The sequence below is a fragment of the Jiangella mangrovi genome, from assembly GCF_014204975.1.
GTDB lineage: Bacteria > Actinomycetota > Actinomycetes > Jiangellales > Jiangellaceae > Jiangella > Jiangella mangrovi.
The window spans coordinates 2,860,012-2,885,836 of sequence record NZ_JACHMM010000001.1; the positions used below are offsets into that span (position 1 = coordinate 2,860,012).

The window sequence follows — 25,825 nt, forward strand, 5'->3', positions numbered from 1 at the left end:
AATGTGACAGCGCCCGCTAGATTGACGCCCGTGTCGAGCACCGAGCTGGACGAGCTGTACCAGGAGTGGGTGCGGTGGACACTGGCGTCCGGACTCACCCCGGACCAGGTGCCCGACCGCGCGCGCGAGGAGGGTGTCACCGCAGAGACGTTCCGGCCGCTCGCCGGACGGACGATCTGGCGCGACCCCGACGGCCGGCCGTACGTGCGGGTCGACGACGCCCGGAAGGCCCGCGAGCTGGCCCGGCTGACCGAGCTCCTCAACGGCGGCCGGCCGAGCGTCACGGACGCACGCCGCGACCGCAACCGGTGGTCGTACTCCGGGCTGTTCGGGCTCAACGCGGGCGACGCCGGCACCGCCGTGAAGCGCGGCGCCTTGGTGGCCACGCCCGAGGGCACGATGATGGCGGTCGCCGGGCCCAAGGCCGTGCGAGCCGTGCCGAACCCCGTCGACTGGTTCACCGCCCGCGGCGGCACCACCTGGGGCGAGATCTACGTCGTCAACGGCTCGCATCCCGACCCCGCCGGCGTGCTGCGGACGACGGTGGAGTCCGGCCGCCGGCCGCCCGGGTCCGGCGCGCCGAGCCTGGCCCGGCTGCTGCGCCACGAGCGGGTGCACTCCGAGCAGTGGGCGCGCTTCGGCTACACGCGGTTCATCTGGGAGTACGTCATCCGGCACGACCCCCGCAAGCCGTGCGAGCACCCGCTGGAACGCGAGGCCGGACTGGCCGACGGCGGCTACCGCTGCTGACCGCGGTGACTCCTGGCGGGCGGCGCGGCGTGGAGGCGTGACGTGCGCGTGACCGGTGCGTTATGGTCGGCGGACCTCTCCCGTCGAGCAGCGGCATCCACTTTGACCTGGGTACCCTCTTCCGGGTAACCTCAATCTCCGTGCCTGGACTGCTCCGGGCAATCCGGCGCGCCCGGCGGTTGAAGCCAGCGCATACCGGACGGATCTACCGACCACACCGATCGGGAGCCTGATCGTGCGGCGTGGGGCCGGGCCGACACGCCCGACCGCGGGGGTCGCCGTAAGGCACCCGCGACCTGCGCAGACGCCAGGGGAGCGAGCGGTGTGATCCCCGGAAACCAGACCAGTCGAGGCAGTTCGACGAAGCAGAGGACACGGAGACGTAGTGCCTACGATCCAGCAGTTGGTCCGCAAGGGCCGCCAGGACAAGGTCGCCAAGAACAAGACCCCGGCGCTCAAGGGCAGCCCGCAGCGTCGCGGCGTGTGCACGCGTGTGTACACCACGACGCCGAAGAAGCCGAACTCGGCTCTTCGCAAGGTCGCCCGTGTCAAGCTGACCAGCCAGATCGAGGTCACCGCGTACATCCCCGGTGTCGGCCACAACCTGCAGGAGCACTCGATGGTGCTCGTGCGCGGCGGCCGTGTGAAGGACCTCCCGGGCGTCCGGTACAAGATCATCCGTGGCTCGCTCGACACCCAGGGCGTCAAGAACCGTAAGCAGGCGCGCAGCCGCTACGGCGCGAAGAAGGAGAAGAGCTGATGCCGCGCAAGGGTCCTGCACCCAAGCGACCGGTCGTCGTCGACCCCGTCTACGGGTCGCCGCTGGTCACCCAGCTGGTCAACAAGGTGCTCGAGGACGGCAAGAAGTCGATCGCCGAGGGCATCGTCCACGGCGCCCTCGAGGGCTGCCGCGAGAAGACCGGCACCGACCCCGTCGTCACGCTGAAGCGCGCGCTCGACAACGTCAAGCCGACCCTCGAGGTCCGCAGCCGCCGCGTCGGTGGAGCGACCTACCAGGTGCCCATCGAGGTGCGCGCCGGCCGCAGCACCACGCTGGCCCTGCGCTGGCTGGTCAGCTACTCCCGCGCCCGTCGTGAGAAGACCATGACGGAGCGTCTGATGAACGAGATCCTCGACGCCTCCAACGGCCTCGGTGCCAGCGTGAAGCGTCGCGAGGACACCCACAAGATGGCCGAGTCGAACAAGGCGTTCGCGCACTACCGCTGGTAGTCGCAGGCCGAGTCGACGAGACCGCTATAAGGAAGCGAACGCACGCACATGGCGACCGACCTCCGCAAGCTCGATCTGGCCAAGGTCCGCAACATCGGCATCATGGCCCACATCGACGCCGGCAAGACGACCACCACCGAGCGGATCCTGTACTACACCGGTATCAACTACAAGATCGGTGAGGTCCACGATGGCGCAGCCACCATGGACTGGATGGAGCAGGAGCAGGAACGCGGCATCACCATCACGTCGGCGGCGACCACCGCCGAGTGGGACGGCCACACCATCAACATCATCGACACGCCCGGCCACGTCGACTTCACGGTCGAGGTCGAGCGGTCGCTGCGCGTCCTCGACGGTGCGGTGGCCGTGTTCGACGGCGTCGCCGGCGTGGAGCCGCAGTCGGAGACCGTCTGGCACCAGGCCAACAAGTACGGTGTCCCGCGCATCTGCTTCGTCAACAAGCTCGACCGCACCGGTGCCGAGTTCCACCGCTGCGTCGACATGATCGTGACGCGGCTGAAGGCGACCCCGCTGGTGCTGCAGCTCCCGATCGGCGCCGAGGCGGACTTCCGCGGCCTCGTCGACCTCGTCGACATGAAGGCCCTGGTCTGGTCGGCCGAGACGCCGCTGGGCGAGATGTACGACACCGTCGACATCCCGGACACCCACACCGAGGCCGCCCAGGAATGGCGCGACCGCCTGCTCGAGACCCTCGCCGAGAACGACGAGGCGATGATGGAGCTGTACCTCGAGGGCAAGGAGCCGGGCCGCGACGAGCTCATCGCCGCGATCCGCCGCGCCACCATCGCGGGAAACCTCACCCCCGTGCTCACCGGCTCGGCGTTCAAGAACAAGGGCGTGCAGCCCATGCTCGACGCCGTCGTGCGCTACCTGCCGTCGCCGGTCGACGTCGGCGCGGTCGAGGGCCACGCGGTCGACAACGAGGACGAGATCCTCACGCGCGAGCCCGAAGAGGACGCGCCGCTGTCGTCGCTGGCGTTCAAGATCATGGCCGACCCGCACCTCGGCAAGCTCACGTTCGTCCGGGTCTACTCCGGCACGCTCACGACGGGCACCATGGTGCTGAACAGCACCAAGGGCAACAAGGAGCGCATCGGCAAGATCTACCGGATGCACGCGAACAAGCGTGAGGAGATCGAGAAGGCCGGCGCCGGCCAGATCGTCGCCGTCATGGGGCTGAAGAACACCACGACGGGCGACACGCTGTCCGACTCCGGCCAGCCGGTCATCCTCGAGTCGATGAAGTTCCCGGCGCCGGTCATCTCGGTGGCCATCGAGCCGAAGACCAAGAGCGACCAGGAGAAGCTGGGCACCGCGATCCAGCGTCTCGCCGACGAGGACCCGACCTTCCAGGTCCGCACCGACGACGACACCGGCCAGACGATCATCTCGGGCATGGGCGAGCTCCACCTCGAGATCCTGGTCGACCGCATGAAGCGGGAGTTCAAGGTCGAGGCGAACGTCGGCAAGCCGCAGGTCGCCTACCGCGAGACCATCCGCCGCAAGGTCGAGAAGGTCGAGTACACGCACAAGAAGCAGACCGGTGGCTCCGGCCAGTTCGCTCGCGTCATCATCGACATCGAGCCGACGGGTGGCGAGGGCGACGGCGGCTACGAGTTCGTGAACTCGGTCACCGGCGGTCGCATCCCGCGCGAGTACATCCCGTCGGTCGACGCGGGTGCGCAGGAGGCCATGGAGTTCGGTGTCGTCGCCGGCTACCCGCTGGTCGACGTCAAGGTGACGCTGCAGGACGGTGCGTACCACGAGGTCGACTCCTCGGAGCTGGCCTTCAAGATCGCCGGTTCCATGGCGTTCAAAGAAGCTGCTCGGCGCGCCGACCCGGTGCTGCTCGAGCCGATTTTCGAGGTCGAGGTGTCCACGCCCGAGGACTACATGGGCGAGGTCATCGGCGACCTCAACTCCCGCCGTGGCCAGATCCAGGCCATGGAGGAGCGTGCCGGCCAGCGCATCGTCAAGGCGCTGGTCCCGCTGTCGGAGATGTTCGGCTACGTCGGTGACCTCCGCAGCAAGACCCAGGGCCGGGCGAGTTATTCGATGCAGTTCGACTCTTACGCCGAGGTTCCTCGGAACGTCGCGGAAGAGATCATCAAGAAGGTCCGGGGAGAGTAATCTCTCCGGGTCTTCACCCGGCCTGAAACACACGAGCAATCCCGACCAGAACAGCTAGCCGAACACACCGCACCGGCGGGGGATCGGCAACGTACGAAGTCCACAGGAGGACCCCACAGTGGCTAAGGCGAAGTTCGAGCGGACCAAGCCGCACGTCAACATCGGCACCATCGGTCACGTCGACCACGGCAAGACCACGCTCACGGCTGCCATCACCAAGGTGCTGCACGACAAGTACCCGGAGCTGAACGAGGCCACTCCGTTCGACGACATCGACAAGGCGCCGGAGGAGAAGCAGCGCGGTATCACGATCAACATCGCGCACGTCGAGTACCAGACCGACAAGCGTCACTACGCGCACGTCGACGCTCCGGGTCACGCCGACTACATCAAGAACATGATCACCGGTGCGGCGCAGATGGACGGCGCCATCCTGGTGGTCGCGGCCACCGACGGCCCGATGCCGCAGACCAAGGAGCACGTGCTGCTGGCCCGCCAGGTCGGCGTGCCGTACATCCTGGTCGCGCTGAACAAGGCCGACATGGTCGACGACGAGGAGATCCTCGAGCTGGTCGAGCTCGAGGTGCGCGAGCTGCTCTCCGAGTACGAGTTCCCGGGCGACGACGTCCCGGTCGTCAAGGTATCGGCGCTCAAGGCGCTCGAGGGCGACGCGGCGTGGGTCAAGACGGTCGAGGACCTCATGGAGGCCGTCGACGAGAACGTGCCGGACCCGGTGCGCGACATCGAGAAGCCCTTCCTCATGCCGATCGAGGACGTCTTCACCATCACCGGTCGTGGCACGGTCGTCACCGGCCGCGTCGAGCGCGGTGTGCTGAAGGCCAACGAGGAGGTCGAGCTCGTCGGCATCCGTCCCGGCCCGGCCCAGAAGACCACCGTCACCGCCGTCGAGATGTTCCGCAAGACCCTCGACGAGGCGCGCGCCGGTGAGAACGTCGGCCTGCTCCTCCGCGGCACCAAGCGCGAGGACGTCGAGCGCGGCATGGTCGCCGTGAAGCCCGGCAGCAACACGCCCCACACCGACTTCGAGGCGCAGGTCTACATCCTGTCCAAGGACGAGGGTGGCCGGCACACGCCGTTCTTCAACAACTACCGTCCGCAGTTCTACTTCCGGACCACGGACGTCACCGGCGTCGTCACGCTGCCCGAGGGCACCGAGATGGTCATGCCGGGCGACAACACGAGCATGTCCGTCGTGCTGATCCAGCCGGTGGCCATGGAAGAGGGCCTGAAGTTCGCCATCCGCGAGGGTGGCCGGACCGTTGGTGCCGGCAACGTCACCAAGATCCTCAAGTAGTTCGACATTGCGAGGGGCGGCCGTCTCGGCCGCCCCTCGTACCGCGATTGGCCTCAGCCAATCTGATCTGGCATACTGTTCAGGTTGCTCGGCGGAGGGCGACGTCAGCGCTGTGCGCTCACGACGAAGAACTCCGATGGGGCTGGCCCCACGCCCTCAGGCGTGGCTGGTTCGGCCGTGACACCCCGATGACCAGCGTGTTCGTTGCGGCATGGTGTGCCGCAAGGCGCGACACGCCCGACCGCGGGGGTCGGCGAAGCAGCAGCTCAGTGTTGGTTCAGATCGGGTCTTAGCAGTACGAAGAGTGAGGACGACAAGCAGCCATGGCGGGACAGAAGATCCGCATCCGGCTCAAGGCCTATGACCACGAGGTCATCGACACGTCGGCGCGCAAGATCGTCGACACGGTGACGCGCACGGGTGCGCAGGTCGCAGGCCCGGTGCCGCTGCCTACCGAGAAGAACGTGTACTGCGTCATCCGGTCGCCGCACAAGTACAAGGACAGCCGCGAGCACTTCGAGATGCGTACGCACAAGCGGCTCATCGACATCATCGACCCCACGCCGAAGACCGTCGACTCGCTCATGCGTCTCGACCTGCCGGCCGGCGTCGACATCGAGATCAAGCTCTGAGGGACCGCCGACGATGAGTATTCAGTCTTCCGAGGCCGCCACCACGGTGCGCAAGGGCCTGCTGGGCGAGAAGCTCGGCATGACCCAGGTGTGGGACGAGAACAACCGCATCGTGCCCGTCACCGTCATCAAGGCCGGGCCGTGCGTCGTCACGCAGGTCCGCACGCCCGAGAAGGACGGCTACGACGCGGTCCAGCTCGGGTTCGGCGCGCCGAACCTGCGCAAGGTCACCAAGCCGGCCCAGGGTCACTTCGACCGCGCCGGCGTCACGCCGCGCAAGTACGTCGCCGAGCTGCGCACCGCCGACGCCTCCGAGTACACCCTCGGCCAGGAGCTGACGGTGGAGCTGTTCGAGGCCGGCCAGGACGTCGACGTCACGGGCACCACCAAGGGCAAGGGCTTCGCCGGTGTCATGAAGCGCCACGGCTTCCACGGCCTGCGCGCGTCGCACGGTGTGCAGCGCAAGCACCGCTCGCCGGGCTCCATCGGCGGCTGCGCCACCCCGGGTCGCGTGTTCAAGGGCATGAAGATGGCCGGCCGCATGGGCGGCGAGCGCATGACCACCCAGAACATCGAGGTCCAGGCCGTCGACGCCGAGAACGGCCTGCTGCTCCTCAAGGGCGCCGTCCCCGGCCCCAACGGCGCGCTGGTCTTCATCCGCACGGCCGCGAAGGGAGCCATCAAGTGAGCACCGTGACGGTTCTCGACGCCGCCGGCAAGAAGTCCGGCACCGTCGACCTGCCCGCCGAGATCTTCGAGGTCCAGGTCAACGTCCCGCTGATCCACCAGGTCGTGGTGGCCCAGCTGGCCGCGGCCCGCCAGGGCACGCACGCCACGAAGACCCGCGCCGACGTCTCCGGCGGTGGCTCCAAGCCGTACCGCCAGAAGGGCACCGGCCGCGCCCGCCAGGGCTCGATCCGTGCGCCGCAGTTCACCGGCGGTGGCATCGTGCACGGCCCGCAGCCGCGCGACTACTCGCAGCGGACGCCCAAGAAGATGAAGGCCGCCGCGCTGCGTGGCGCGCTGTCCGACCGGGCGAGCCACGGCCGCGTGCACGTGGTCACCGGCTTCGTCGACGGCGACGCCCCCAGCACCAAGACCGCGCTGAAGACCCTGCAGTCGCTCACCGAGCGGCGCAGCGTGCTGGTCGTGGTCGAGCGCGGCGACGAGCTGACGCTGAAGAGCCTGCGCAACGCGCCGCAGGTGCACCTGCTCGTGGCCGACCAGCTGAACACCTACGACGTGCTCTGCGCCGACGACATCGTCTTCACCAAGGGCGCGCTCGACGCGTTCCTCGGCGCTGGCAGCACGGCGGCCGCTGAGGAGGACACCAAGTGACCGTCAACCGCAGGGACCCGCGCGACATCCTCATCGTGCCGGTCGTGTCCGAGAAGAGCTACAGCCTTCTCGACGAGAACAAGTACACCTTCGTCGTCGCGCCCGACGCGAACAAGACCGAGATCAAGATCGCGGTCGAGAAGGTGTTCAACGTCAAGGTCACCGGTGTCAACACCCAGAACCGCCAGGGCAAGCGCCGCCGCACCCGCTTCGGCGTGGGCAAGCGCCCCGACACCAAGCGCGCGATCGTGACGGTCGCCGAAGGCCAGCGCATCGACATCTTCTCCGGCCCGGTCGGCTGAGCCGGCCAGGACACGAGCTACTGAGGTAACGACGAATGGGAATCCGTAAGTACAAGCCGACGACGCCGGGCCGACGCGGCTCCAGCGTCGCCGACTTCGTCGAGGTCACCCGGTCCACGCCCGAGAAGTCGCTGGTGCGGCCGCTGCCCAAGAAGGGCGGCCGTAACAACTCCGGCAAGATCACGACGCGCCACCAGGGCGGCGGCCACAAGCGCCAGTACCGGGTCGTCGACTTCCGCCGGGCCGACAAGGACGGCGTGCCCGCGAAGGTCGCGCACATCGAGTACGACCCGAACCGCACGTCGCGCATCGCGCTGCTGCACTACGCCGACGGCGAGAAGCGCTACATCCTGGCGCCGTACCGCCTGGCCCAGGGTGCGACGGTCGAGGCCGGCCCCGGTGCCGACATCAAGCCCGGCAACAACCTGCCGCTGCGCAACATCCCGGTCGGTACGGTCGTCCACGCCATCGAGCTGCGGCCCGGCGGCGGCGCCAAGATCGCCCGCTCCGCGGGCGCCAGCGTGCAGCTGGTGGCCAAGGAGGGCACCTGGGCGCAGCTGCGCATGCCGTCCGGCGAGATCCGCAACGTCGACGTGCGCTGCCGCGCCACCGTCGGCGAGGTCGGCAACGCCGAGCAGTCGAACATCAACTGGGGCAAGGCCGGCCGCATGCGCTGGAAGGGCAAGCGTCCGACGGTCCGCGGTGTCGCCATGAACCCGGTCGACCACCCGCACGGTGGTGGCGAGGGCAAGACCTCCGGTGGTCGTCACCCGGTCAACCCGAACGGTCGTCCCGAGGGGCGCACCCGCCGGAAGAACAAGCCCAGCGACCGTCAGATCGTCCGCCGTCGCAAGACCGGCAAGAAGCGCTGAGTCGGGAGTAGGAACAGATGCCGCGCAGCCTGAAGAAGGGCCCCTTCGTCGACGAGCACCTGGCCAAGAAGGTCGATGCTCAGAACGAGAAGGGCACCAAGAACGTCATCAAGACCTGGTCCCGTCGCTCGATGATCGTGCCGGACATGATCGGCCACACCATCGCGGTGCACGACGGCCGCAAGCACGTCCCGGTGTTCGTGACCGAGGCGATGGTCGGGCACAAGCTCGGCGAGTTCGCCCCGACGCGCACGTTCAAGGGCCACGAGAAGGACGACCGCCGCGCCCGGCGCCGGTGACGTCCACCACGAAGTGACAGAGGAGTAACCATGGAAGCCAGGGCTCAGGCGCGGTTCGTCCGCGTCACGCCCATGAAGGCGCGCCGCGTGGTGGACCTGATCCGTGGAATGGACGCGGACGAGGCCTCGGCGCTGCTGCGGTTCGCCCCGCAGGCGGCCGCCGAGCCGGTGCGCAAGGTGATCGAGAGCGCCATCGCGAACGCCGACGACCTCGCCGGCACGCCGCGCGAGACGCTGGTCATCGCGCAGGCGTACGTCGATGACGGCCCGACCATGAAGCGGTTCCGCCCGCGCGCCCATGGCCGCGCGAGCCGCATCAACAAGCGGACGTGCCACATCACGGTGATCGTCGACGACAAGGCGTCGATCGCTGCATCGAAGGGAGGGGCCCGCTAGTGGGTCAGAAGATCAACCCGCACGGGTTCCGGCTGGGCATCTCCACCGACCACAAGAGCCGGTGGTTCGCCGACAGCACGACGCAGGGTCAGCGCTATCGCGACTACATCGCCGAGGACGTCGCCATCCGCAAGCTGATGACGGACGGCATGGAGCGCGCCGGCATCTCGCACGTCGACATCGAGCGCACCCGTGACCGTGTGCGCGTCGACATCCACACCGCCCGGCCGGGCATCGTCATCGGCCGCCGCGGCGTGGGCGCGGACCGCCTGCGCTCGGAGCTCGAGAAGCTCACGGGCAAGCAGGTCCAGATGAACGTCCTCGAGGTGAAGCAGCCCGAGATCGACGCTCAGCTGGTCGCGCAGGGCGTGGCCGAGCAGCTCTCGGCTCGTGTGGCGTTCCGCCGCGCGATGCGCAAGGCGCTGCAGACCACCATGCGTGCCGGTGCCAAGGGTGTCCGGATCCAGTGCTCGGGCCGTCTCGGCGGCGCCGAGATGAGCCGCTCGGAGTTCTACCGCGAGGGCCGGGTTCCGCTGCACACGCTGCGCGCCGACGTCGACTACGGCTTCTACGAGGCCCGCACCACCTTCGGCCGCATCGGCGTGAAGGTGTGGATCTACAAGGGTGACGTGAGCGGCTCCCGCGCCGAGCGCGCCGCTGAGCAGGCCGCGCAGGCCCGCGCTCAGCAGCAGCGTGGCGGCGGCGGCCGCGACGACCGCCGCGGCGGCCGTCCCGAGCGTCGTCGGCCGGGTGGCCGCGGCGACCGCGACAACGCGCCCGCCACCCAGGCTGCTCCGGCCGAGTCGACCGCGCCCCAGGCGCCGGCCGCGGACGCCGCGACCACGACGGGCCAGGAGGGCTGAGACCATGCTGATCCCTCGCAAGGTCAAGCACCGCAAGCAGCACCACCCGAAGCGTCGCGGCATGGCCAAGGGCGGCACGTCGCTCGCCTTCGGTGAGTACGGCATCCAGGCGGTCGAGGGCCACTACGTGACCAACCGCCAGATCGAGGCCGCTCGTATCGCCATCACCCGGCACATCCGTCGTGGCGGCAAGGTGTGGATCAACATCTACCCGGACCGTCCGCTGACGAAGAAGCCGGCCGAGACCCGCATGGGTTCCGGCAAGGGTTCGCCGGAGTGGTGGATCGCGAACGTCAAGCCGGGCCGCGTCATGTTCGAGCTCTCGTTCCCGAACGAGACGGTGGCTCGCGAGGCGCTGACCCGTGCGATCCACAAGCTCCCCATGAAGGCGCGCATCATCAAGCGCGAGGCAGGTGAATTCTGATGGCGATCGGTTCGAAGAACCTCGACGCCGTGTCGCTGCGCGACCGCTCGGACGACGAGCTGGTCGAGGAGCTGCAGAAGGCCAAGGAGTCGCTGTTCAACCTGCGGTTCCAGGGTGCCACCGGCCAGCTCGAGAGCCACGGCCGGCTGAAGGCCGTCCGTCGCGACATCGCGCGCATCTACACGATCATGCGAGAGCGCGAGCTCGGCATCGTCGCCGTCGTGGCGCCGGCCGAGTCGACGAAGGCGGCGGTGAAGGCCGAGAAGGCTGAGGCCAAGGCCGAGCCGAAGAAGGCCGCGGCGAAGAAGACCGCAGCCAAGGCCGAGGTCAAGGCCGACGACGACGCCGAGGCGCCGAAGAAGGCCGCGCCGCGCAAGCGGACGACCAAGAAGGCCGCCGCTTCTGCTGAGGACGGTGCCGAGTGAGCCCCGCGAACAAGGAAGAGAACGTGACCGAGAGCCCGAAGACCGCCGGGAGTGCCCCGGGCGGCCGTGGCTACCGCAAGACCCGCCAGGGCGTGGTGGTCAGCGACAAGATGGACAAGACCGTCGTCGTCACCGTCGAGGACCGCTTCAAGCACCCGCTCTACGGCAAGGTCGTCCGTCGGTCGAGCAAGCTGAAGGCCCACGACGAGCAGAACACCGCCGGCATCGGCGACCGCGTCCTGCTCATGGAGACCCGTCCGCTGTCGGCCACGAAGCGCTGGCGCGTCGTGGAGATCATCGAGAAGGCGAAGTAGGAGCGAGATGATTCAGCAGGAGTCGCGACTGCGCGTCGCCGACAACACCGGTGCCAAGGAGCTCTTGTGCATCCGTGTTCTCGGTGGCTCCGGTCGGCGATACGCCGGCATCGGTGATGTCATCGTGGCCACCGTCAAGGACGCCATCCCCGGCGGCGCGGTCAAGAAGGGTGACGTCGTCAAGGCCGTGGTCGTGCGGACCGTCAAGGAGCGCCGCCGTCCGGACGGCTCCTACATCCGCTTCGACGAGAACGCGGCTGTGATCATCAGGGACGGTGGCGACCCGCGGGGTACCCGTATCTTCGGGCCCGTCGGCCGCGAGCTGCGAGACAAGCGCTTCATGCGCATCATCTCGCTCGCCCCGGAGGTGTTGTGAACATGAAGATCAAGAAGGGTGACAAGGTCGTCGTCATCGCCGGCAAGGACAAGGGCCTGGTGGGCAAGGTCATCGCGGCCTACCCGCGCCAGGATCGTGTCCTCGTCGAGGGCGTCAACCGCATCACCAAGCACACGAAGCCGACCCAGACCGCCCGCGGTACGCAGCAGTCCGGCGGGATCGTGCACCAGGAAGCGCCGATCCACGTCTCGAACGTGCAGATCGCCGTCGAGGCGGACGTGGACGGCAAGAAGAAGACGGTCGGGACCCGCGTCGGGTACCGCATCGACGACAACGGCAACAAGGTCCGGTTCGCGAAGCGCACCGGTGAGGACATCTGATGACCACCACCACTGAGACCCGTGCGCTGCCGCGGCTCAAGCAGCGCTACCGCGAGGAGATCATCGCGGCGCTGCGCGAGCAGTTCCAGATCGCGAACGTCATGCAGGTGCCGACCGTCACCAAGGTCGTCGTCAACATGGGTGTCGGCGAGGCCGCCCGCGACGCGAAGCTCATCGAGGGCGCCGTCGCCGACCTCGCGGCCATCACCGGTCAGCGGCCGTCGGTCACCAAGGCGCGCAAGTCCATCGCGCAGTTCAAGCTGCGCGAGGGCATGCCCATCGGTGCGCACGCCACGCTGCGTGGCGACCGCATGTGGGAGTTCCTGGACCGCCTGGTGACCATCGCGCTGCCCCGCATCCGGGACTTCCGCGGCCTGTCGGGCAAGCAGTTCGACGGCAACGGGAACTACACCTTCGGCCTGAACGAGCAGTCGATGTTCCACGAGATCGACCAGGACAGGATCGACCGGGTCCGCGGCATGGACATCACGGTCGTCACGACCGCGACCAACGACGACCAGGGTCGGGCGCTGCTCAAGCTGCTCGGTTTCCCGTTCAAGGAGAACTGACGTGGCGAAGAAGGCTCTTGTCATCAAGGCTGCGCGCAAGCCCAAGTTCGCGGTGCGCGCGTACACCCGGTGCCAGAAGTGCGGTCGTCCGCACTCGGTGTACCGCAAGTTCGGGCTGTGCCGTGTGTGCCTTCGCGAGATGGCGCACCGCGGCGAGCTGCCGGGCGTGACCAAGTCCAGCTGGTAAGTGACCCAGCAGCCCGACCCATCTGATCGTCACAGGTCCGCCCAGCGGAAACCACGACGGGAAAGCGGCAACCACACATGACCATGACCGACCCGATCGCAGACATGCTCACCCGTCTGCGCAACGCCAACACGGCCCACCACGACACCGTGGCGATGCCGCACAGCAAGATCAAGGTGCACATCGCCGAGATCCTCAAGCAGCAGGGCTACATCGCGGGTTTCTCCGTGCAGGAGCCGGCTGAGGGTGCCGTGGGCAAGTCGCTCGAGCTCACCCTGAAGTACGGCCCGTCCCGCGAGCGCTCGATCGCCGGCATCCGCCGCGTCAGCAAGCCGGGTCTGCGGGTCTACGCGAAGGCCACCAACATGCCGCGCGTGCTCGGCGGGCTGGGCATCGCCATCATCTCCACGTCGCAGGGCCTGCTCACGGGCCAGGCGGCATCCAAGCAGGGTGTGGGCGGGGAAGTCCTCGCCTACGTCTGGTAACGGGAAAGGAGCGGACACTCATGTCGCGTATCGGCAAGCTCCCGATCCCCGTTCCCTCGGGCGTCAAGGTCGACATCTCCGGCCGCGCGCTCACGGTCACGGGCCCCAAGGGCACGCTGAACCACACGCTGCCCGAGGTCATCGGCGTCGAGCAGGGCGAGGACGGCACTCTGCAGGTCCTGCGTCCCGACGACGAGCGTGAGAGCAAGGCGCTGCACGGCCTCACCCGCACGCTGGTGTCCAACATGGTCACCGGCGTCACCGAGGGCTACGTGAAGAAGCTCGAGATCGTCGGCGTCGGCTACCGCGTCACCGCCAAGGGCCAGAACCTCGAGTTCGCCCTCGGCTTCAGCCACCCGGTCGTCATCGAGCCGCCCGAGGGCATCACGTTCGCCGTCGAGTCCCCGACCAAGTTCTCGGTGCAGGGCATCGACAAGCAGAAGGTCGGCGAGATCGCGGCGAACATCCGCAAGATCCGCAAGCCCGAGCCGTACAAGGGCAAGGGCGTGCGCTACGAGGGCGAGCGCGTCCGGCGCAAGGTCGGAAAGGCTGGGAAGTAACACATGGGCATCGCGATCAATCGCCACATCAAGAAGGGCGACAAGCGGGTGGCCCGCGACCGCCGGCACCTGCGGGTCCGGAAGAAGGTCACGGGCACGGCCGAGCGGCCGCGCCTGGTCGTCACCCGGTCGCTGCGGCACATGGTGGCCCAGGTCGTCGACGACGCCACCGGCCGCACCCTGGCCTCGGCCACCAGCATGGAGGCCGACCTGCGCACGCTCGACGGCGACAAGACCGCCAAGGCGCGCCGGGTGGGCGAGCTCCTCGCCGACCGGGCCAAGGCGGCCGGCGTCGAGGCCGTGGTCTTCGACCGTGGCGGCAACCAGTACCACGGCCGTGTGGCCGCGGTGGCGGAGGGCGCCCGCGAGGGCGGCCTGACGCTCTGACAGCGATCACAATCTCGAGAAGGATAGAGGGACATCATGGCTGAACCCCAGCGCCGCGGTGGCGGTGCCGGTGGCGAGCGCCGCGATCGTCGTGACCGTCGCGATCGCGACAATCGTCGCGGCGACGGCGGTGCGGACAAGACCAACTACATCGAGACCGTGGTCGCCATCAACCGCGTCGCCAAGGTCGTGCAGGGTGGCCGTCGCTTCAGCTTCACCGCTCTGGTCGTCGTCGGCGACGGCGAGGGCACCGTGGGCGTCGGCTACGGCAAGGCCAAGGAGGTGCCCTCGGCCATCGCCAAGGGTGTCGAGGAGGCCAAGAAGCAGTTCTTCAAGGTGCCGCGGATCCAGGGGACCATCCCCCACCCCGTCCAGGGTGAGAAGGCCGCCGGCGTCGTGCTGCTTCGCCCGGCGTCGCCCGGTACCGGCGTCATCGCCGGTGGCCCGGTGCGCGCCGTCCTGGAGGCCGCGGGCGTCCACGACGTCCTGAGCAAGTCGCTCGGCTCGTCCAACGCCATCAACATCGTGCACGCCACGGTGGAGGCGCTGCGCTCGCTCGAGCGTCCGGAGCAGGTGGCGGCGCGCCGCGGCCTGCCGCTCGAGGACGTCGCCCCGGCCGCGCTGCTGCGCGCCCAGGCCGCGGGAGCGTCCGCATGAGCGGGCAGCTGAAGGTCCGTCAGGTCAAGAGCCCGATCGGCGGGACGTCGTCCCAGCGCAACACCCTGCGCTCGCTCGGCCTGAAGCGGATCGGACACGAGGTCATCAAGGACGACCGCCCCGAGATCCGGGGCATGGTCAAGACGGTGGCGCACCTGGTCACCGTCGAGGAGGTCTGAGGCATGAGCAACTCGCCGCTGAAGCCGCACCACCTGCGGCCGGCCCCCGGCGCCAAGACCCCGAAGACCCGTGTGGGTCGCGGTGAGGCGTCGAAGGGCAAGACCGCGGGTCGCGGCACCAAGGGCACGAAGGCCCGCTACCAGGTGCCGGCCCGCTTCGAGGGTGGGCAGATGCCGCTGCACATGCGCCTGCCGAAGCTGAAGGGGTTCAAGAACCCGTTCCGCGTCGAGTTCCAGGTCGTGAACCTGGACAAGCTGGCGGCGCTGTACCCGGAGGGTGGGGACGTCACCGTCGACGACCTCGTCACCAAGGGCGCCGTGCGAGCCGGCAAGCCGGTCAAGGTTCTGGGCACCGGTGAGATCTCCGTTGCGCTGCGAGTGAACGCCAACGCGTTCTCGACCAGCGCCAAGGAGAAGATCACCGCTGCTGGGGGCACCGCCACCGAGGTGTAGGCGCCCCGCACCGGCGTGTACGAACGGTTCCGAGAGCGTCCTGCCGTCTTACGGACGACAGGCGCTTTCGGTCGTTCGGACCCGGCGGTGTTACCGTCTGTTCCGTCCGTACCACCGCGTCGGCCACGACCCCGTCGTCTCCGCCGTCGGCCCCGCAGGAGGCCCTGAAGTGCTCAGAGTGTTCGCGCAGGCGTTCCGTACACCTGACCTGCGCCAGAAGTTGTTGTTCACGCTGGGCATCATCGCGATCTTCCGCGTCGGCTCGGTGCTGCCCACACCCGGCGTCGACGTGCCGGCGGTACGCACCTGTGTGGACCTCGCGGGCAACGAGGGCATCTACGGGATGCTCAACCTGTTCTCCGGTGGCGCGATGCTGCAGCTCGCGGTCTTCGCGCTCGGCATCATCCCGTACATCACCGCCAGCATCATCCTGCAGCTGCTGACGGTGGTCATCCCTCGCATCGAGGCACTCCGCAAGGAGGGCGCGTCGGGGCAGGCACAGATCACGCAGTACACCCGCTACCTCACCATCGGCCTGGCGCTGCTGCAGGCGACGACCATCGTCACGCTCGCCCGCCGCGGGCAGTTCTTCCCGAACTGCCCCGAAGAGGTCCTGCAGGACGACTCGCTCACCACCGCCGCCATCATGATCATCGTGATGACCGCCGGCACCGGTCTGGTCATGTGGCTGGGCGAGCTCATCACCGACCGCGGCGTCGGCAACGGCATGTCGCTGCTGATCTTCACGCAGATCGTGGCCAGCGTGCCGAGCATGTTCTGGAGCATCCAGACCAGCCGCGGCTGGGGCGTCTTCGGCCTGGTCGTCGTGGTCGCGCTCATCGTCGTCGCGCTCATCGTCTTCGTCGAACAGGCACAGCGGCGCATCCCCGTCCAGTACGCCAAGCGCATGGTCGGCAGGCGCATGTACGGCGGCTCGGCCACGTACATCCCCCTGAAGATCAACCAGGCGGGCGTCATCCCGGTCATCTTCGCCTCGTCGCTGCTGTACATCCCGCTGCTGGCGGCACAGTTCAACCAGACGTCCAGCTGGGCGCTGTGGATCCAGGACAACTTCACCCGCGGCAACCACCCCGCCTACATCGCGGCGTACTTCCTGCTCATCGTCGGGTTCGCGTTCTTCTACGTGTCCATCACGTTCAACCCGAAGGACATCTCCGACAACATGAAGCGCTACGGCGGCTTCGTGCCGGGCATCCGTGCCGGCCGGGCCACCGAGGAGTACCTCGCCTACGTGCTCAACCGCATCACCTCGGCCGGCGCCATCTACCTGGCTCTCGTGGCACTGCTGCCACTCCTGGCGTTCAACGTGCTGAACCCCGCCGACGGCGGGCAGTCGTTCAACAACATGTTCGGCGGCACGTCGATCCTCATCATGGTGGGTGTCGGTCTGCAGACCGTGCAGCAGATCGAGAGCCAGCTGCAGCAGCGCAACTACGAGGGGTTCCTGCGGTGACGCGACTGCTCATCATGGGCCCGCCGGGCGCGGGCAAGGGCACACAGGCCGAGCTGGTGGCCAAGCGCTTCGCGGTGCCGGCCATCTCGACGGGCGACATCTTCCGGTCCAACATCGCCAATGAGACCGACCTCGGCCGTCAGGTGAAGGACATCCTCGACTCCGGGCGTTACGTGCCGGACGAGCTGACCAACGAGGTCGTCCGCGACCGCCTCTCGCAGTCCGACGTCGCCGACGGCTTCCTGCTCGACGGCTACCCGCGCACGCTCGCCCAGGTCGAGTTCCTCGACAAGGTGCTGGCCGAGCAGGGGAGCGAGCTCGACCACGTCATCGTCCTCAACGTCGACGTCGACGAGGTCGTCAAGCGGCTGCACGAGCGGGCCATCAAGGAAGGTCGCGAGGACGACACCCCCGAGACCATCCGGAGCCGGCAGGAGCTCTACCTCGAGCAGACGGCGCCGCTGATCGCCGTCTACCGCGACCGTGGCCTGGTCTTCGAGGTCGACGGCCTCGGCAGCGTCGACGACGTCCAGCGCCGGGTGGCCGAGGCGATCGAGCAGCCGCCGCAGCCGCACTGACCCCGTCGTCCCCATGATCGAGATCAAGTCGCCGGAGCAGCTGGCCGGCATGCGCGCGGCCGGGCTGGTCGTGGCCGAGATCCACGAGGTGATGCGCGCGGCCATCGTGCCGTGCGCCACCCCGCTGGACCTCGACGCGATCGCCCGGCGCGAGCTGGCCGCCCGCGGCGCCACGTCGAACTTCCTGGGCTACGGCGGCTTCCCGGCGACGGTGTGCGTCTCGGTCAACGACGTTGTCGTCCACGGCATCCCCGACGCCACCCCGTTCGCCGACGGCGACATCGTCTCGCTCGACTTCGGCGCCGTCCTGCACGGCTGGCACGGCGACTCCGCTGTGACGGTGCCGGTCGGCTCCGTGCCGGCCGAGGTCGCCAAGCTCCTCACCGACTGTGACGACGCACTGTGGTCCGGCATCGCCGCCATGACGGCCGGCCGCCGGGTGCGCGACATCGGCACCGCCATCGAGAAGACCATCGTCGAGCGCGGCCCCTACGGCATCGTCGAGGAGTACGGCGGGCACGGCATCGGCACCGCCATGCACCAGGACCCGCACGTCATGAACTACCGCAGCCGCCAGCGCGGCCCGAAGCTCGTGCCCGGCCTGTGCCTCGCGGTCGAGCCGATGATCACCATGGGCGGCCCCGAGACCCACGTCCTCGCCGACGAGTGGACGGTCAAGACCGACGACGGCTCCTGGGCGGCTCACTTCGAGCACAGCATCGCCGTCACCCCCGAGGGCCCCTGGGTCCTCACCGCGCTCGACGGCGGCGCCGCCCGGCTCGCCGAGCTCGGGGTCCCGGCCGCCGCCGCCCACCGCGCCTGACCGGTCCGTCGTCGACCAGCCGCCCCCGCGGTCCTTGTTGATCATGGAGTAGGTCGGCTTCCAGGTCGCTGGGAACCCGCTTTTCCCCATGATCAACTCGGGTCGGGGGTGGACGCGACGACGGGGCCGGTGCGGCACCCACCCGAGCCGCACCGACCCCGCCCCGTCGATCGCCGCTACATCTTTCGAGTCGTGTTGCGCAGGAAGCCCGCCGCCAGGACGGTGATGATCGTCATCACGACGCTCAGCACGGCCGCGCTGGTGACGTTGCCGCGGTCCCAGTGGCCCCACAGCAGGGTCGAGGCGACGATGTTGTCCGGCGACTGCAGCATCAGCGGCAGCGTCAGGTTCTGGATGCTGGCCAGGAACACCAGCAGGAACGCGTTGACGAACGCCGGGCGGAGCAGCGGCACCAGGATCCGGCGCCAGATGGTCCGCATGGCCGCCCCGCTGGTGGCGCCGGCCTTCTCCAGGGTCTCCTGGATTTGCACGATGCCGCTGGTGGTGAGGCGGGTGCCGAGGCTGACGTACTGCGTGGCCATGGCGATGACGACGATCCAGATGGTGCCGTAGATCGGGATCGGCAGCACCAGGTAGATCAGCGAGATGCTCAGACCGATGGCGACGCCGGGGAAGGCGTGCGGCATGAACGCCAGCAGGTCGAGCATCCAGGTGGCCCGCGACCGCGACCGCACGATCAGCCAGGACGTCAGCGTCGCCAGCGCCACGGCTGCGGTGCCGGCGGCGGTGCCGAGGATCAGCGTGTTGAGGAACGCCTCGCCGACGGCGCCGCTGCTGAAGATGTCCTTGTAGCCGTCGAAGGTGATCCGGTCGAACGCGGCCTGCGAGATGCCCTCGTAGAACGGCTGGATGCTCACCCAGACGAGGATCAGGAACGGCAGCACGAAGCCGACCAGGACGTAGAGGCCCAGCAGGCCGAGCGCCGGGTAGCGCCAGACGCCGAGCTGGATCTTCTTCGGGTGCCGCGCCCGGCTGCTGATGGTGGTGTAGGCGTTGGCCCGGCCGATGAGGCGGTTGTAGATGAGCAGCGGGATGATGACCATGCCGATCATCAGGATGCCGTAGACGCTGGCCGCGCCGTAGTCGGGCAGGCCGGCCGGCGGCCGCGACGTCAGGTAGACCTGCGAGCTCAGCACGATCTCGTGACCGGGCAGGCCCAGCACCAGCGGCACGTCCAGCGTGTCGACCACGTTGACGATGAGGTAGACGAACGCGCCGAGCAGGGCCGGCGTCATCATCGGGACGGTCACGCGGCGCAGCGTCTGCGGCAGGGTCGCGCCGGAGGTGCTGGCGGCGTCCTCGAGGCTGCTGCTCATGCCCTTGATGGCCGCGGAGACCAGCAGGAACGTGATGGGCACCATGCCGATGCCCTGCACGAAGATCATGCCCGGCATCGAGTAGATGTTCACCGTGAACCCGAAGGCGCTGTCGAGCACCTGGTTGATCAGCCCGTTGGTGGGGTTGAGCAGCAGGGACCACGCGATCGAGACGATCAGGAAGGGCATGCCCGACGGCGCCACCAGCAGTACGAACGCGGCGTTCGGGAACGGGATGTCGGTGCGTTCGATGAGCCAGGCGAACAACACGGCCAGGGTGAACGCGATGGCCAGCGCGCCGCCGGCGAAGATCAGCGTGTTGCCCAGCGCCGTGTAGGTCTGCTCGTTGCCGAAGACCCGCGAGTAGTTCTCCAGCGTCCACTCGGCACTGGCCGACAGTGGCAGCCCGGTCGAGGAGTCCTGGAAGCTGCTGCCGATGAGCATGACCAGCGGGCCGGCCACCAGGTAGAGCAGGATCGCGACCACGCCGACGGTGAGCACGGCCTTGCCGCTGGGGCGCCAGGTCCGCTTCTGGGGCCGGGCGGCGGGCGGCGGTGCCGCGGCGGCCGGCCGGTCGTTGAGCAGCGTCATGTCAGACCACCCGGGACCTGGTCGCGCGGGTCCTCCATGATGGTGCCGGGCGGGGGCGCGTGCTTCTCGTCGCCGGCGGGGATCGCGATGCACTCCTCGGCCGGCAGGTGCGCCACGGCCTTGTCCTTGTTGCGGTATGGCTCGTTGGCCGGGCGCGTGGCGCGGACGGGGACGCCGCCCACCTGGAGCCGGTAGTCGTAGCCGCCGCCCAGGTACAGCCGGTAGTCGACCACGGCCGGGAAGTGGTTCTCCTGGCCCTCGGTGCCCAGCGGCTCGAGGACGACGCCCTCGGGCCGGACGACCACCAGGACGCGGTCGCCGGCGACGACGTCGGGCGACACCCGGGTGCGCATGCGGCCGACGTTGGCGTCGACCCAGCCGAAGCCGTCGTCGCCGACCGAGGCGACCGTCCCCTCGAGGAAGCTGGAGACGCCGATGAACGAGGCCACGAAGGCGTCCTTCGGCTCGCGGTAGATCTCGCGCGGGGTGCCCTCCTGCACAATGGTGCCGTTGCGCATGACGGCGATGCGGTTCGACATCGCCAGCGCCTCGTACTGGTCGTGCGTGACGAAGATCGTCGTAACCTTGAGCCGGCGCTGGATCTGGCGCAGCTCGGCGCGCATCTGCTCGCGCAGCGTGGCGTCGAGGTTCGACAGCGGCTCGTCCAGCAGCAGCACGCTGGGCTCGCGGACCAGCGCCCGGGCCAGCGACACGCGCTGCTGCTGGCCGCCGGAGAGCTCCGAGGGCCGCCGCTCCGACAGGTGCGCCATGCCGACGGTCTCGAGGACCTTCATGACGCGGTCCTTGATGTCGCGGACCTTCGTCCGGCCGACCCGCAGCGGGAACGCGACGTTCTCGAACACCGTCATGTGCGGCCAGACGGCGTAGTCCTGGAAGACCATGCCGATGTCGCGGCGGTGCGTCGGCACGAACCGGCGCGACGACACCACCACGGTGTCGCCGAGCTCGATCTCGCCCGACGTGGGCCGCTCCAGCCCGGCGATGCAGTGCAGGGTCGTCGACTTCCCGCAGCCACTGGGGCCGAGCAGCGTGTAGAACCGGCTCTCCTCGACGGAGAAGGAGATGTGGTCGACGGCGGTGAACTTCTTCTTGCCGGTGCCGTAGACGTGCTCGAGCTCGCGGACGTGGATGGCGTGCTTCCGCGGCCCGCCGGTCTCCTCCACTTCGAGCTCGTCGGCCTCACGTGTCTCGTTCATCATGCTGACCTCACGCTTCCGGTCGGAGGAACTCGGTGATGGTGTCCGCGACGAGGTCCGGCTCGTCCTGGTGGATCGCATGCGTGGCGTCCACCATCTCGACCCGGACTCCGTCGGGCAACCTGCGGGCGTACTCGAGCTTCTGCTGCTGCCGCCAGTCGTTGGAGCGCGACGACACGAACATGAGCACCCGCGCCGTCACGTCCGGCAGCACGGGCCCGACGCGGTCGGTGTCCTCGCGGGCCGCTCGCATCGCCTGGAGCACGCTGCGCGGCATCTTGGCCTGCCAGCGGCCGTCGGGCAGCTCCTCCAGGCCGGCGCGCACGGCGGCCTCGCGGTCCGCCGTCCACCTCATGGTCGTGTCCTTCTCGCGGGCCGCGGCGAGGGCGTCGTCGAGGGTGTCGAACGGGCCCATGCCGGCCGCGACGGCGCCGTAGAAGTCGTCCGCGTCCTCCGTGGTCGCGAAGAAGATCCGGGCCGGGTCGATCAGCACCAGCTCGGACACCCGCGACGGCCAGCGCCCGGCGATGTACGGCCCGAGCCAGCCGCCGCGCGAGTGGCCGACGATCACCATCGGCGCGCCGCCGAGCTGGTCGTGGATGTCGATGACGTCCTGCGCGGCCCGCTCGATGCCGTAGCCGGTCTCCGGCTTGTCGCTGTCGCCGGAGCCGCGGTGGTCCAGCGACAGGATCCGGTACCGGCCCGGCATCCGGTCCTCGAGGCGCGGGCCCAGCGAGTTGAAGAAGTGGGCGTTGCTGCCGACCCCGTGCAGCATGAGGAGCGGGACGCCGTCGGGGTCGCCCCACTCGACGCCGTGCAGCCGCAGGCCGTCGACGTCGAACCAGCGCTCGGTGTGGGTGGCGGTGGCGGTCACGTGTCATGCCTCCGGGCGGTCGTCGTTCGGGTCCGGCCAGACCAGCCCGGACAGGTCGGGCCGGTCGCGGACCGGGTCCTCCTCCAGCGTCGGCACCGGGTCGAGCAGCGCGTCGACGATGTCGCCGAACGTGCTGTGCACGCGGATGACGCGGGCGGTCTTGTCCGGGTCGTCGTTGCAGTGCTGGTGCCAGCACCAGTGGTCGACGACCACGAGGTCGCCGCTGGTCCAGTACTGCGGCTCCTCGTCGACCTTGGTGTGCCCGTTGCCGGACACCACGAACAGGTGCGCCTCGCCGCCGTGGCGGTGCCTGGCCTGCCAGAGCCCGGGCGCGATCTCGTGCATGACGGCGGTCAGCCCGCTGGTCTGGTAGCCGAGCGAGGAGTCGACGAGGAAGCTGGAGCGGGCGCCGCGGGGCGAGACACGCTGCGTGACGTCGTCCCAGGCCGTGTGCAGCCGTCGGCTCCCGGCCTCCTGGTCGTTGCCGATGAGGCGCTGCAGCCGGCGCACGTACGGGTCGTCGGTCTCGACGAGGGCCGCGGCGGCCTTGCTGGTGGGCGGCGGCGGCAGGGTCGACGGCGCCTCGTCGCCGGCGTCCTCCAGATACGCCAGGCCGAACCACTCGAGCATCGGCTCCATCGACCAGGTGAAGTAGCGGACGTCCTTGCCACCGGTGTTGGTGTGGCGGTGCCACTCCCACGCGGGGATGTGGATGGTGTCCCAGGGCTTGAACTCGATGCGCTGCCCGCCGATCTCCGTCGTCCCGGACCCGCCGATGACGAACATGATGGCGTCCCACGAGTGCCGGTGCGCCGTGGTCGTCACGCCGGGCGAGATCTCGTGCACCGAGGCGTCCATCAGGACGGAGATGCTCTCGCCCTCGGGTCCCTTGTAGACCCCGCGCCGTGTCCGCCGGCTGGGCACGTCCTCGAGCTTCACCGCGTCGCCCTTGACGACCGGGACCTGGTGCGACCGCCACAGCGCCGCCTGGTTCTCGCGGCGCTCCTTCTGGATGTCGTAGTGCGAGGCACCTTCGGTCTTCATCTGCGCCATGTCGTCGGTCTCCTCACGCCTCGGGGCGGTCGATGTTCGGATCGGGCCACACGACGTTCGAGAGATCCGGGCGGTCGCGGTCGGGGTCCTCCTCGAGGATCGGGAGCGGGTGCATCAGGGCCCGCATGAGCGTGCCGAAGGTGCTGTGGACGCGGATGACGCGGGCGGTCTTGTCGGGGTCGTCGTTGCAGTGCTGGTGCCAGCACCAGTGGTCGACGACGGCGAGGTCGCCGCTGGTCCAGTGGTGGGGCACGCCGTCGACCTTGGTGTGGCCGTTGCCGGAGACGATGTAGAGGTGGGCCTCGCCGCCGTGGCGGTGCTGGGCCTGCCAGAGCCCGGGCGCCAGCTCGTGCATGACGGCGGACAGCCCGCTGGTCTGGTAGCCGAGCGAGGAGTCGACGAGGAAGCTGGAGCGGGCGCCGCGGCGCGAGACGCGCTGCGTGACGTCGTCCCAGGCGGTGTGCAGCCGGCGGGACGTGGCCTGCTCGTCGCTGGTGACCAGGCGCGTGAGGCGGCGGGTGTACGGGTCGCCGCCGTCGAGGCCGAACAGGTCGCTCAGGGCGCCGCTGGTGGGTGGCGGAGGCAGGTCGGCGGGCGCCTCGTCGCCGGCGTCCTCGAGGGTGGCCAGGCCGAACCACTCGAGCATGGGCTCCATGGACCAGGTGAAGTAGCGGACGTCCTTGGTCCCGGTGTTGCCGTGCCGGTGCCACTCCCAGGCCGGGATGTGGATGGTGTCCCACGGCTTGAACTCGATGCGCTGCCCGCCGATCTCGGTCCAGCCGGAGCCGCCGATGACGAACATGATGGCGTCCCACGAGTGCCGGTGCGTGGTCGTGGTGATGCCGGGGGAGATCTCGTGGACCGACGCGTCCATCAGGACCGAGGTGCTCTCGCCCTCGGGTCCCTTGTAGATGCCGCGCCGGGTCCGGCGGTGGGGGGAGTCCAGCATGGCGACGCTGTCGCCTTTGATGAGGGCCGTCTGGTGCTTGCGCCACAACTGTTTCTGCGCATCCCTGCGCTCGTTCTGGATGTCGTAGTGCGAGGCACCCTCGGTCTTCATCTGCGCCATGCTGGACTCCTCCCTTGGAACCGGACGCCGGACGGGGTGAAGCGGGCGGGTCAGCCGCCGACGGTCATCGCGGAGAGCTCCTGCGTGACCCCGGACACCATCTCCATGTCCTCGAAGGAGTCGATGATCGCGAAGTCGGCGTGCTCCGGGACGAAGTCCGGCTTGGCGATGTTGTCCTTGAACTCGTACTCCAGCTGCGCGGCCTGGCCCTCCTCGCTGCCGTACCAGGCCAGGAAGCACATGGCGGCGTTCGGGTGCTCGGTCTCGCTGATGATGACGGCGTAGTGGTCCTTGGCGCCGACGACGTCGTCGAGGTACTTGATGTCGACGGGGACGCCGTTGCTCTGCTGCTCGCGGACGGTCGCGTCGTAGGAGTTGGTGGCCATGACGCCCTCACCGGCGCCGACCTTCAGCAGACCGGCGGTCTCGCCCTCGACGACCAGCGGCTCGTTGGCCAGCAGGTCCTCGTACCAGGACTTGGTCTCGTCCTCGCCCCAGGCGACGGCCAGGTAGCCGGTGCTGTTGGCGCGCGGGTCGATGACGATCTGACCCTTGTACTTCGGGTCGGTCAGCTCCGCCCAGGTGTCGGGCAGGTCGTCCGGCGAGGTGCGGTCGCTGTTGTAGACCAGGCCCCAGATCTCGCGCTGGCTGCGGTAGACGTTGATGTCGTTGATGTCGACGGTGTTCTCCTCGGGGATCCCGAGGTTCGTCCACTCGACGTTCGCGACCAGGTCGCGGTCGAAGAGCGGCTTGGCGTCGTCGAGTGCGAGGTCGACGACGTCGGTGTCGCTGCCGCGACCGGCCTGCGTCGACGTGACCACCTGCTGGATGACGTCCTCGGGCCGCTGCGAGACGAACTCGACCTCGATGTCCGGGTACTTCTCCTGGAACGGCACGATCTCCTGGGCGAAGACCTCGGCATCGGTGGTCTTGCGGACGTTGACGACACCCTCTTCGGCGCCCGCCGCACAGACGTCGTCGATGTTCGTCGCCTCGGGGAAGCCGGCCGAGCCCGCCTCCGTCGTGTCGTCGTCTCCGCCCCCGCAGGCCGCAAGGACCCCGAGGCTGAGTGCGAGGCCTCCGGCAACCAACGCCGGGCGGATCCTTCTGCTGGTCATGACGCGTCCTCCATGTTCCCGTGATGGGATGCCGATCGACCTTGCACGTGCCGAAAGCCGGCTGCCTGCCGGAGAAGCTCTGTGCGGATGCGGCTGCCGGGATTCGGCTGTCGGAAGCGTCCGCCCGCGAGGACTCCGGGTCTGGGTCAGGCTGGGTGCGGCCGGCTCGTGAATCCGATGTGC

General features: G+C 68.9%; 35 protein-coding genes. 29 read left to right on the plus strand and 6 right to left on the minus strand.

What is annotated here, in order from left to right; all coding sequences use genetic code 11:
- Window positions 1–30: 30 nt before the first annotated feature.
- The 29 genes from HD601_RS13395 to map all read left to right on the plus strand — a co-directional run bounded on the left by HD601_RS13395 (window position 31) and on the right by map (window position 18,383).
- Complete coding sequence (locus HD601_RS13395) at window positions 31–750, plus strand: hypothetical protein (protein WP_184822592.1); 720 nt, start codon at window positions 31–33, stop codon at window positions 748–750.
- A gap of 385 nt (window positions 751–1,135) precedes the next feature.
- On the plus strand, window positions 1,136–1,510 hold the full coding sequence (gene rpsL / locus HD601_RS13400; protein WP_026877502.1) for a 30S ribosomal protein S12: 375 nt from the start codon (window positions 1,136–1,138) through the stop codon (window positions 1,508–1,510).
- Window positions 1,510–1,980: a 30S ribosomal protein S7 gene (rpsG, locus tag HD601_RS13405; protein ID WP_092614269.1), complete on the plus strand. Its 471-nt coding sequence runs from the start codon at window positions 1,510–1,512 to the stop codon at window positions 1,978–1,980. The genes rpsL and rpsG overlap by 1 nt, the downstream gene beginning before the upstream one ends.
- 48 nt (window positions 1,981–2,028) lie before the next feature.
- Window positions 2,029–4,134, plus strand: a complete 2,106-nt coding sequence (fusA, locus tag HD601_RS13410; RefSeq protein ID WP_184822594.1) for an elongation factor G — start codon at window positions 2,029–2,031, stop codon at window positions 4,132–4,134.
- Window positions 4,135–4,252: 118 nt separating this feature from the next.
- Window positions 4,253–5,449: an elongation factor Tu gene (gene tuf / locus HD601_RS13415; RefSeq protein WP_184822596.1), complete on the plus strand. Its 1,197-nt coding sequence runs from the start codon at window positions 4,253–4,255 to the stop codon at window positions 5,447–5,449.
- Between the two features lie 323 nt (window positions 5,450–5,772).
- A complete protein-coding gene (gene rpsJ / locus HD601_RS13420) occupies window positions 5,773–6,081 on the plus strand; it encodes a 30S ribosomal protein S10 (RefSeq protein WP_026877498.1) in 309 nt (102 codons plus the stop codon).
- A gap of 13 nt (window positions 6,082–6,094) precedes the next feature.
- Window positions 6,095–6,769 carry a 50S ribosomal protein L3 gene (gene rplC / locus HD601_RS13425; protein WP_184822598.1) on the plus strand — a complete coding sequence of 225 codons (675 nt, stop codon included), beginning with the start codon at window positions 6,095–6,097 and terminating at the stop codon, window positions 6,767–6,769.
- Window positions 6,766–7,419 carry a 50S ribosomal protein L4 gene (gene rplD, locus HD601_RS13430; protein WP_184822600.1) on the plus strand — a complete coding sequence of 218 codons (654 nt, stop codon included), beginning with the start codon at window positions 6,766–6,768 and terminating at the stop codon, window positions 7,417–7,419. Before rplC ends, rplD begins: the two co-directional genes overlap by 4 nt.
- Window positions 7,416–7,721, plus strand: a complete 306-nt coding sequence (rplW, locus tag HD601_RS13435; protein ID WP_069110679.1) for a 50S ribosomal protein L23 — start codon at window positions 7,416–7,418, stop codon at window positions 7,719–7,721. The genes rplD and rplW overlap by 4 nt, the downstream gene beginning before the upstream one ends.
- A gap of 35 nt (window positions 7,722–7,756) precedes the next feature.
- Entirely contained in the window at window positions 7,757–8,593 is an 837-nt protein-coding gene (gene rplB, locus HD601_RS13440; protein ID WP_046772619.1) for a 50S ribosomal protein L2, read from the plus strand.
- A 17-nt stretch (window positions 8,594–8,610) separates the two neighbouring features.
- The gene (rpsS, locus tag HD601_RS13445) at window positions 8,611–8,892 is read left to right on the plus strand and encodes a 30S ribosomal protein S19 (RefSeq protein ID WP_046772620.1); all 282 of its coding nucleotides are present in this window, start codon (window positions 8,611–8,613) and stop codon (window positions 8,890–8,892) included.
- Window positions 8,893–8,922: 30 nt separating this feature from the next.
- Window positions 8,923–9,288, plus strand: coding sequence for a 50S ribosomal protein L22 (gene rplV, locus HD601_RS13450; RefSeq protein WP_184822602.1), 366 nt, complete (start codon window positions 8,923–8,925; stop codon window positions 9,286–9,288).
- Complete coding sequence (rpsC, locus tag HD601_RS13455; RefSeq protein ID WP_184822604.1) at window positions 9,288–10,151, plus strand: 30S ribosomal protein S3; 864 nt, start codon at window positions 9,288–9,290, stop codon at window positions 10,149–10,151. The genes rplV and rpsC overlap by 1 nt, the downstream gene beginning before the upstream one ends.
- A gap of 4 nt (window positions 10,152–10,155) precedes the next feature.
- The gene (gene rplP, locus HD601_RS13460) at window positions 10,156–10,575 is read left to right on the plus strand and encodes a 50S ribosomal protein L16 (RefSeq protein ID WP_184822605.1); all 420 of its coding nucleotides are present in this window, start codon (window positions 10,156–10,158) and stop codon (window positions 10,573–10,575) included.
- Window positions 10,575–11,000 (plus strand): 50S ribosomal protein L29, encoded by a 426-nt coding sequence (rpmC, locus tag HD601_RS35675; RefSeq protein ID WP_184822607.1) that lies wholly within the window; start codon window positions 10,575–10,577, stop codon window positions 10,998–11,000. The genes rplP and rpmC overlap by 1 nt, the downstream gene beginning before the upstream one ends.
- A complete protein-coding gene (rpsQ, locus tag HD601_RS33085; protein WP_184822609.1) occupies window positions 10,997–11,314 on the plus strand; it encodes a 30S ribosomal protein S17 in 318 nt (105 codons plus the stop codon). Before rpmC ends, rpsQ begins: the two co-directional genes overlap by 4 nt.
- Before the next feature lie 7 nt (window positions 11,315–11,321).
- The gene (rplN, locus tag HD601_RS13475; protein WP_046772624.1) at window positions 11,322–11,690 is read left to right on the plus strand and encodes a 50S ribosomal protein L14; all 369 of its coding nucleotides are present in this window, start codon (window positions 11,322–11,324) and stop codon (window positions 11,688–11,690) included.
- Window positions 11,687–12,031 (plus strand): 50S ribosomal protein L24, encoded by a 345-nt coding sequence (gene rplX / locus HD601_RS13480; RefSeq protein ID WP_343076410.1) that lies wholly within the window; start codon window positions 11,687–11,689, stop codon window positions 12,029–12,031. The genes rplN and rplX overlap by 4 nt, the downstream gene beginning before the upstream one ends.
- Window positions 12,031–12,600: a 50S ribosomal protein L5 gene (gene rplE / locus HD601_RS13485; protein WP_184822613.1), complete on the plus strand. Its 570-nt coding sequence runs from the start codon at window positions 12,031–12,033 to the stop codon at window positions 12,598–12,600. Before rplX ends, rplE begins: the two co-directional genes overlap by 1 nt.
- A gap of 1 nt (window position 12,601) precedes the next feature.
- Window positions 12,602–12,787 (plus strand): type Z 30S ribosomal protein S14, encoded by a 186-nt coding sequence (locus tag HD601_RS13490; RefSeq protein WP_069110671.1) that lies wholly within the window; start codon window positions 12,602–12,604, stop codon window positions 12,785–12,787.
- Window positions 12,788–12,864: 77 nt separating this feature from the next.
- Window positions 12,865–13,272 carry a 30S ribosomal protein S8 gene (gene rpsH / locus HD601_RS13495; protein ID WP_184822615.1) on the plus strand — a complete coding sequence of 136 codons (408 nt, stop codon included), beginning with the start codon at window positions 12,865–12,867 and terminating at the stop codon, window positions 13,270–13,272.
- Between the two features lie 20 nt (window positions 13,273–13,292).
- A complete protein-coding gene (rplF, locus tag HD601_RS13500) occupies window positions 13,293–13,832 on the plus strand; it encodes a 50S ribosomal protein L6 (RefSeq protein WP_184822617.1) in 540 nt (179 codons plus the stop codon).
- 3 nt (window positions 13,833–13,835) lie between these two features.
- Entirely contained in the window at window positions 13,836–14,219 is a 384-nt protein-coding gene (gene rplR, locus HD601_RS13505) for a 50S ribosomal protein L18 (RefSeq protein ID WP_184822619.1), read from the plus strand.
- A gap of 36 nt (window positions 14,220–14,255) precedes the next feature.
- On the plus strand, window positions 14,256–14,876 hold the full coding sequence (gene rpsE / locus HD601_RS13510; protein WP_184822621.1) for a 30S ribosomal protein S5: 621 nt from the start codon (window positions 14,256–14,258) through the stop codon (window positions 14,874–14,876).
- Window positions 14,873–15,055, plus strand: coding sequence for a 50S ribosomal protein L30 (gene rpmD, locus HD601_RS13515; RefSeq protein ID WP_184822623.1), 183 nt, complete (start codon window positions 14,873–14,875; stop codon window positions 15,053–15,055). The genes rpsE and rpmD overlap by 4 nt, the downstream gene beginning before the upstream one ends.
- Before the next feature lie 3 nt (window positions 15,056–15,058).
- Complete coding sequence (gene rplO, locus HD601_RS13520) at window positions 15,059–15,508, plus strand: 50S ribosomal protein L15 (RefSeq protein WP_184822625.1); 450 nt, start codon at window positions 15,059–15,061, stop codon at window positions 15,506–15,508.
- Between the two features lie 169 nt (window positions 15,509–15,677).
- Window positions 15,678–16,982, plus strand: coding sequence for a preprotein translocase subunit SecY (gene secY / locus HD601_RS13525; RefSeq protein WP_184822626.1), 1,305 nt, complete (start codon window positions 15,678–15,680; stop codon window positions 16,980–16,982).
- Window positions 16,979–17,560 carry an adenylate kinase gene (locus HD601_RS13530; protein ID WP_343076411.1) on the plus strand — a complete coding sequence of 194 codons (582 nt, stop codon included), beginning with the start codon at window positions 16,979–16,981 and terminating at the stop codon, window positions 17,558–17,560. The genes secY and HD601_RS13530 overlap by 4 nt, the downstream gene beginning before the upstream one ends.
- A gap of 13 nt (window positions 17,561–17,573) precedes the next feature.
- Complete coding sequence (map, locus tag HD601_RS13535) at window positions 17,574–18,383, plus strand: type I methionyl aminopeptidase (protein WP_184822628.1); 810 nt, start codon at window positions 17,574–17,576, stop codon at window positions 18,381–18,383.
- Between the two features lie 176 nt (window positions 18,384–18,559).
- On the opposite strand, the gene HD601_RS13540 is transcribed toward map, so the two are convergent.
- From HD601_RS13540 to HD601_RS13565, 6 genes are read right to left on the minus strand one after another with little or no spacing between them, the layout of a single operon-like run.
- Complete coding sequence (locus HD601_RS13540) at window positions 18,560–20,311, minus strand: ABC transporter permease (protein ID WP_184822630.1); 1,752 nt, start codon at window positions 20,309–20,311, stop codon at window positions 18,560–18,562.
- Window positions 20,308–21,528, minus strand: coding sequence for an ABC transporter ATP-binding protein (locus HD601_RS13545; RefSeq protein ID WP_184822633.1), 1,221 nt, complete (start codon window positions 21,526–21,528; stop codon window positions 20,308–20,310). The genes HD601_RS13540 and HD601_RS13545 overlap by 4 nt, the downstream gene beginning before the upstream one ends.
- 10 nt (window positions 21,529–21,538) lie before the next feature.
- Window positions 21,539–22,402, minus strand: coding sequence for an alpha/beta fold hydrolase (locus HD601_RS13550; RefSeq protein WP_184822635.1), 864 nt, complete (start codon window positions 22,400–22,402; stop codon window positions 21,539–21,541).
- A 3-nt stretch (window positions 22,403–22,405) separates the two neighbouring features.
- Window positions 22,406–23,455 (minus strand): cupin domain-containing protein, encoded by a 1,050-nt coding sequence (locus tag HD601_RS13555; protein WP_184822637.1) that lies wholly within the window; start codon window positions 23,453–23,455, stop codon window positions 22,406–22,408.
- Window positions 23,456–23,468: 13 nt separating this feature from the next.
- Complete coding sequence (locus tag HD601_RS13560) at window positions 23,469–24,524, minus strand: cupin domain-containing protein (RefSeq protein WP_184822639.1); 1,056 nt, start codon at window positions 24,522–24,524, stop codon at window positions 23,469–23,471.
- Window positions 24,525–24,574: 50 nt separating this feature from the next.
- The gene (locus tag HD601_RS13565) at window positions 24,575–25,642 is read right to left on the minus strand and encodes an ABC transporter substrate-binding protein (RefSeq protein ID WP_184822641.1); all 1,068 of its coding nucleotides are present in this window, start codon (window positions 25,640–25,642) and stop codon (window positions 24,575–24,577) included.
- Between the last annotated feature and the right edge of the window lie 183 nt (window positions 25,643–25,825).

Excerpts from the sequence above, each read along its gene's own strand:
- rplP (WP_184822605.1), top strand. The coding sequence starts at position 10,156 with ATGCTGATCCCTCGCAAGGTCAAGCACCGCAAGCAGCACCACCCGAAG.
- rpsJ (WP_026877498.1), top strand. The coding sequence starts at position 5,773 with ATGGCGGGACAGAAGATCCGCATCCGGCTCAAGGCCTATGACCACGAG.
- HD601_RS13540 (WP_184822630.1), bottom strand. The coding sequence starts at position 20,311 with ATGACGCTGCTCAACGACCGGCCGGCCGCCGCGGCACCGCCGCCCGCC.
- rplR (WP_184822619.1), top strand. The coding sequence starts at position 13,836 with ATGGGCATCGCGATCAATCGCCACATCAAGAAGGGCGACAAGCGGGTG.
- HD601_RS13565 (WP_184822641.1), bottom strand. The coding sequence starts at position 25,642 with ATGACCAGCAGAAGGATCCGCCCGGCGTTGGTTGCCGGAGGCCTCGCA.
- rplB (WP_046772619.1), top strand. The coding sequence starts at position 7,757 with ATGGGAATCCGTAAGTACAAGCCGACGACGCCGGGCCGACGCGGCTCC.
- HD601_RS13560 (WP_184822639.1), bottom strand. The coding sequence starts at position 24,524 with ATGGCGCAGATGAAGACCGAGGGTGCCTCGCACTACGACATCCAGAAC.
- rpsG (WP_092614269.1), top strand. The coding sequence starts at position 1,510 with ATGCCGCGCAAGGGTCCTGCACCCAAGCGACCGGTCGTCGTCGACCCC.
- rplN (WP_046772624.1), top strand. The coding sequence starts at position 11,322 with ATGATTCAGCAGGAGTCGCGACTGCGCGTCGCCGACAACACCGGTGCC.
- map (WP_184822628.1), top strand. The coding sequence starts at position 17,574 with ATGATCGAGATCAAGTCGCCGGAGCAGCTGGCCGGCATGCGCGCGGCC.
- rpmC (WP_184822607.1), top strand. The coding sequence starts at position 10,575 with ATGGCGATCGGTTCGAAGAACCTCGACGCCGTGTCGCTGCGCGACCGC.
- rplE (WP_184822613.1), top strand. The coding sequence starts at position 12,031 with ATGACCACCACCACTGAGACCCGTGCGCTGCCGCGGCTCAAGCAGCGC.
- rpmD (WP_184822623.1), top strand. The coding sequence starts at position 14,873 with ATGAGCGGGCAGCTGAAGGTCCGTCAGGTCAAGAGCCCGATCGGCGGG.
- rplO (WP_184822625.1), top strand. The coding sequence starts at position 15,059 with ATGAGCAACTCGCCGCTGAAGCCGCACCACCTGCGGCCGGCCCCCGGC.
- rpsE (WP_184822621.1), top strand. The coding sequence starts at position 14,256 with ATGGCTGAACCCCAGCGCCGCGGTGGCGGTGCCGGTGGCGAGCGCCGC.
- rpsS (WP_046772620.1), top strand. The coding sequence starts at position 8,611 with ATGCCGCGCAGCCTGAAGAAGGGCCCCTTCGTCGACGAGCACCTGGCC.
- rplF (WP_184822617.1), top strand. The coding sequence starts at position 13,293 with ATGTCGCGTATCGGCAAGCTCCCGATCCCCGTTCCCTCGGGCGTCAAG.
- HD601_RS13545 (WP_184822633.1), bottom strand. The coding sequence starts at position 21,528 with ATGAACGAGACACGTGAGGCCGACGAGCTCGAAGTGGAGGAGACCGGC.
- HD601_RS13555 (WP_184822637.1), bottom strand. The coding sequence starts at position 23,455 with ATGGCGCAGATGAAGACCGAAGGTGCCTCGCACTACGACATCCAGAAG.
- rplC (WP_184822598.1), top strand. The coding sequence starts at position 6,095 with ATGAGTATTCAGTCTTCCGAGGCCGCCACCACGGTGCGCAAGGGCCTG.
- rplV (WP_184822602.1), top strand. The coding sequence starts at position 8,923 with ATGGAAGCCAGGGCTCAGGCGCGGTTCGTCCGCGTCACGCCCATGAAG.
- rpsH (WP_184822615.1), top strand. The coding sequence starts at position 12,865 with ATGACCATGACCGACCCGATCGCAGACATGCTCACCCGTCTGCGCAAC.
- fusA (WP_184822594.1), top strand. The coding sequence starts at position 2,029 with ATGGCGACCGACCTCCGCAAGCTCGATCTGGCCAAGGTCCGCAACATC.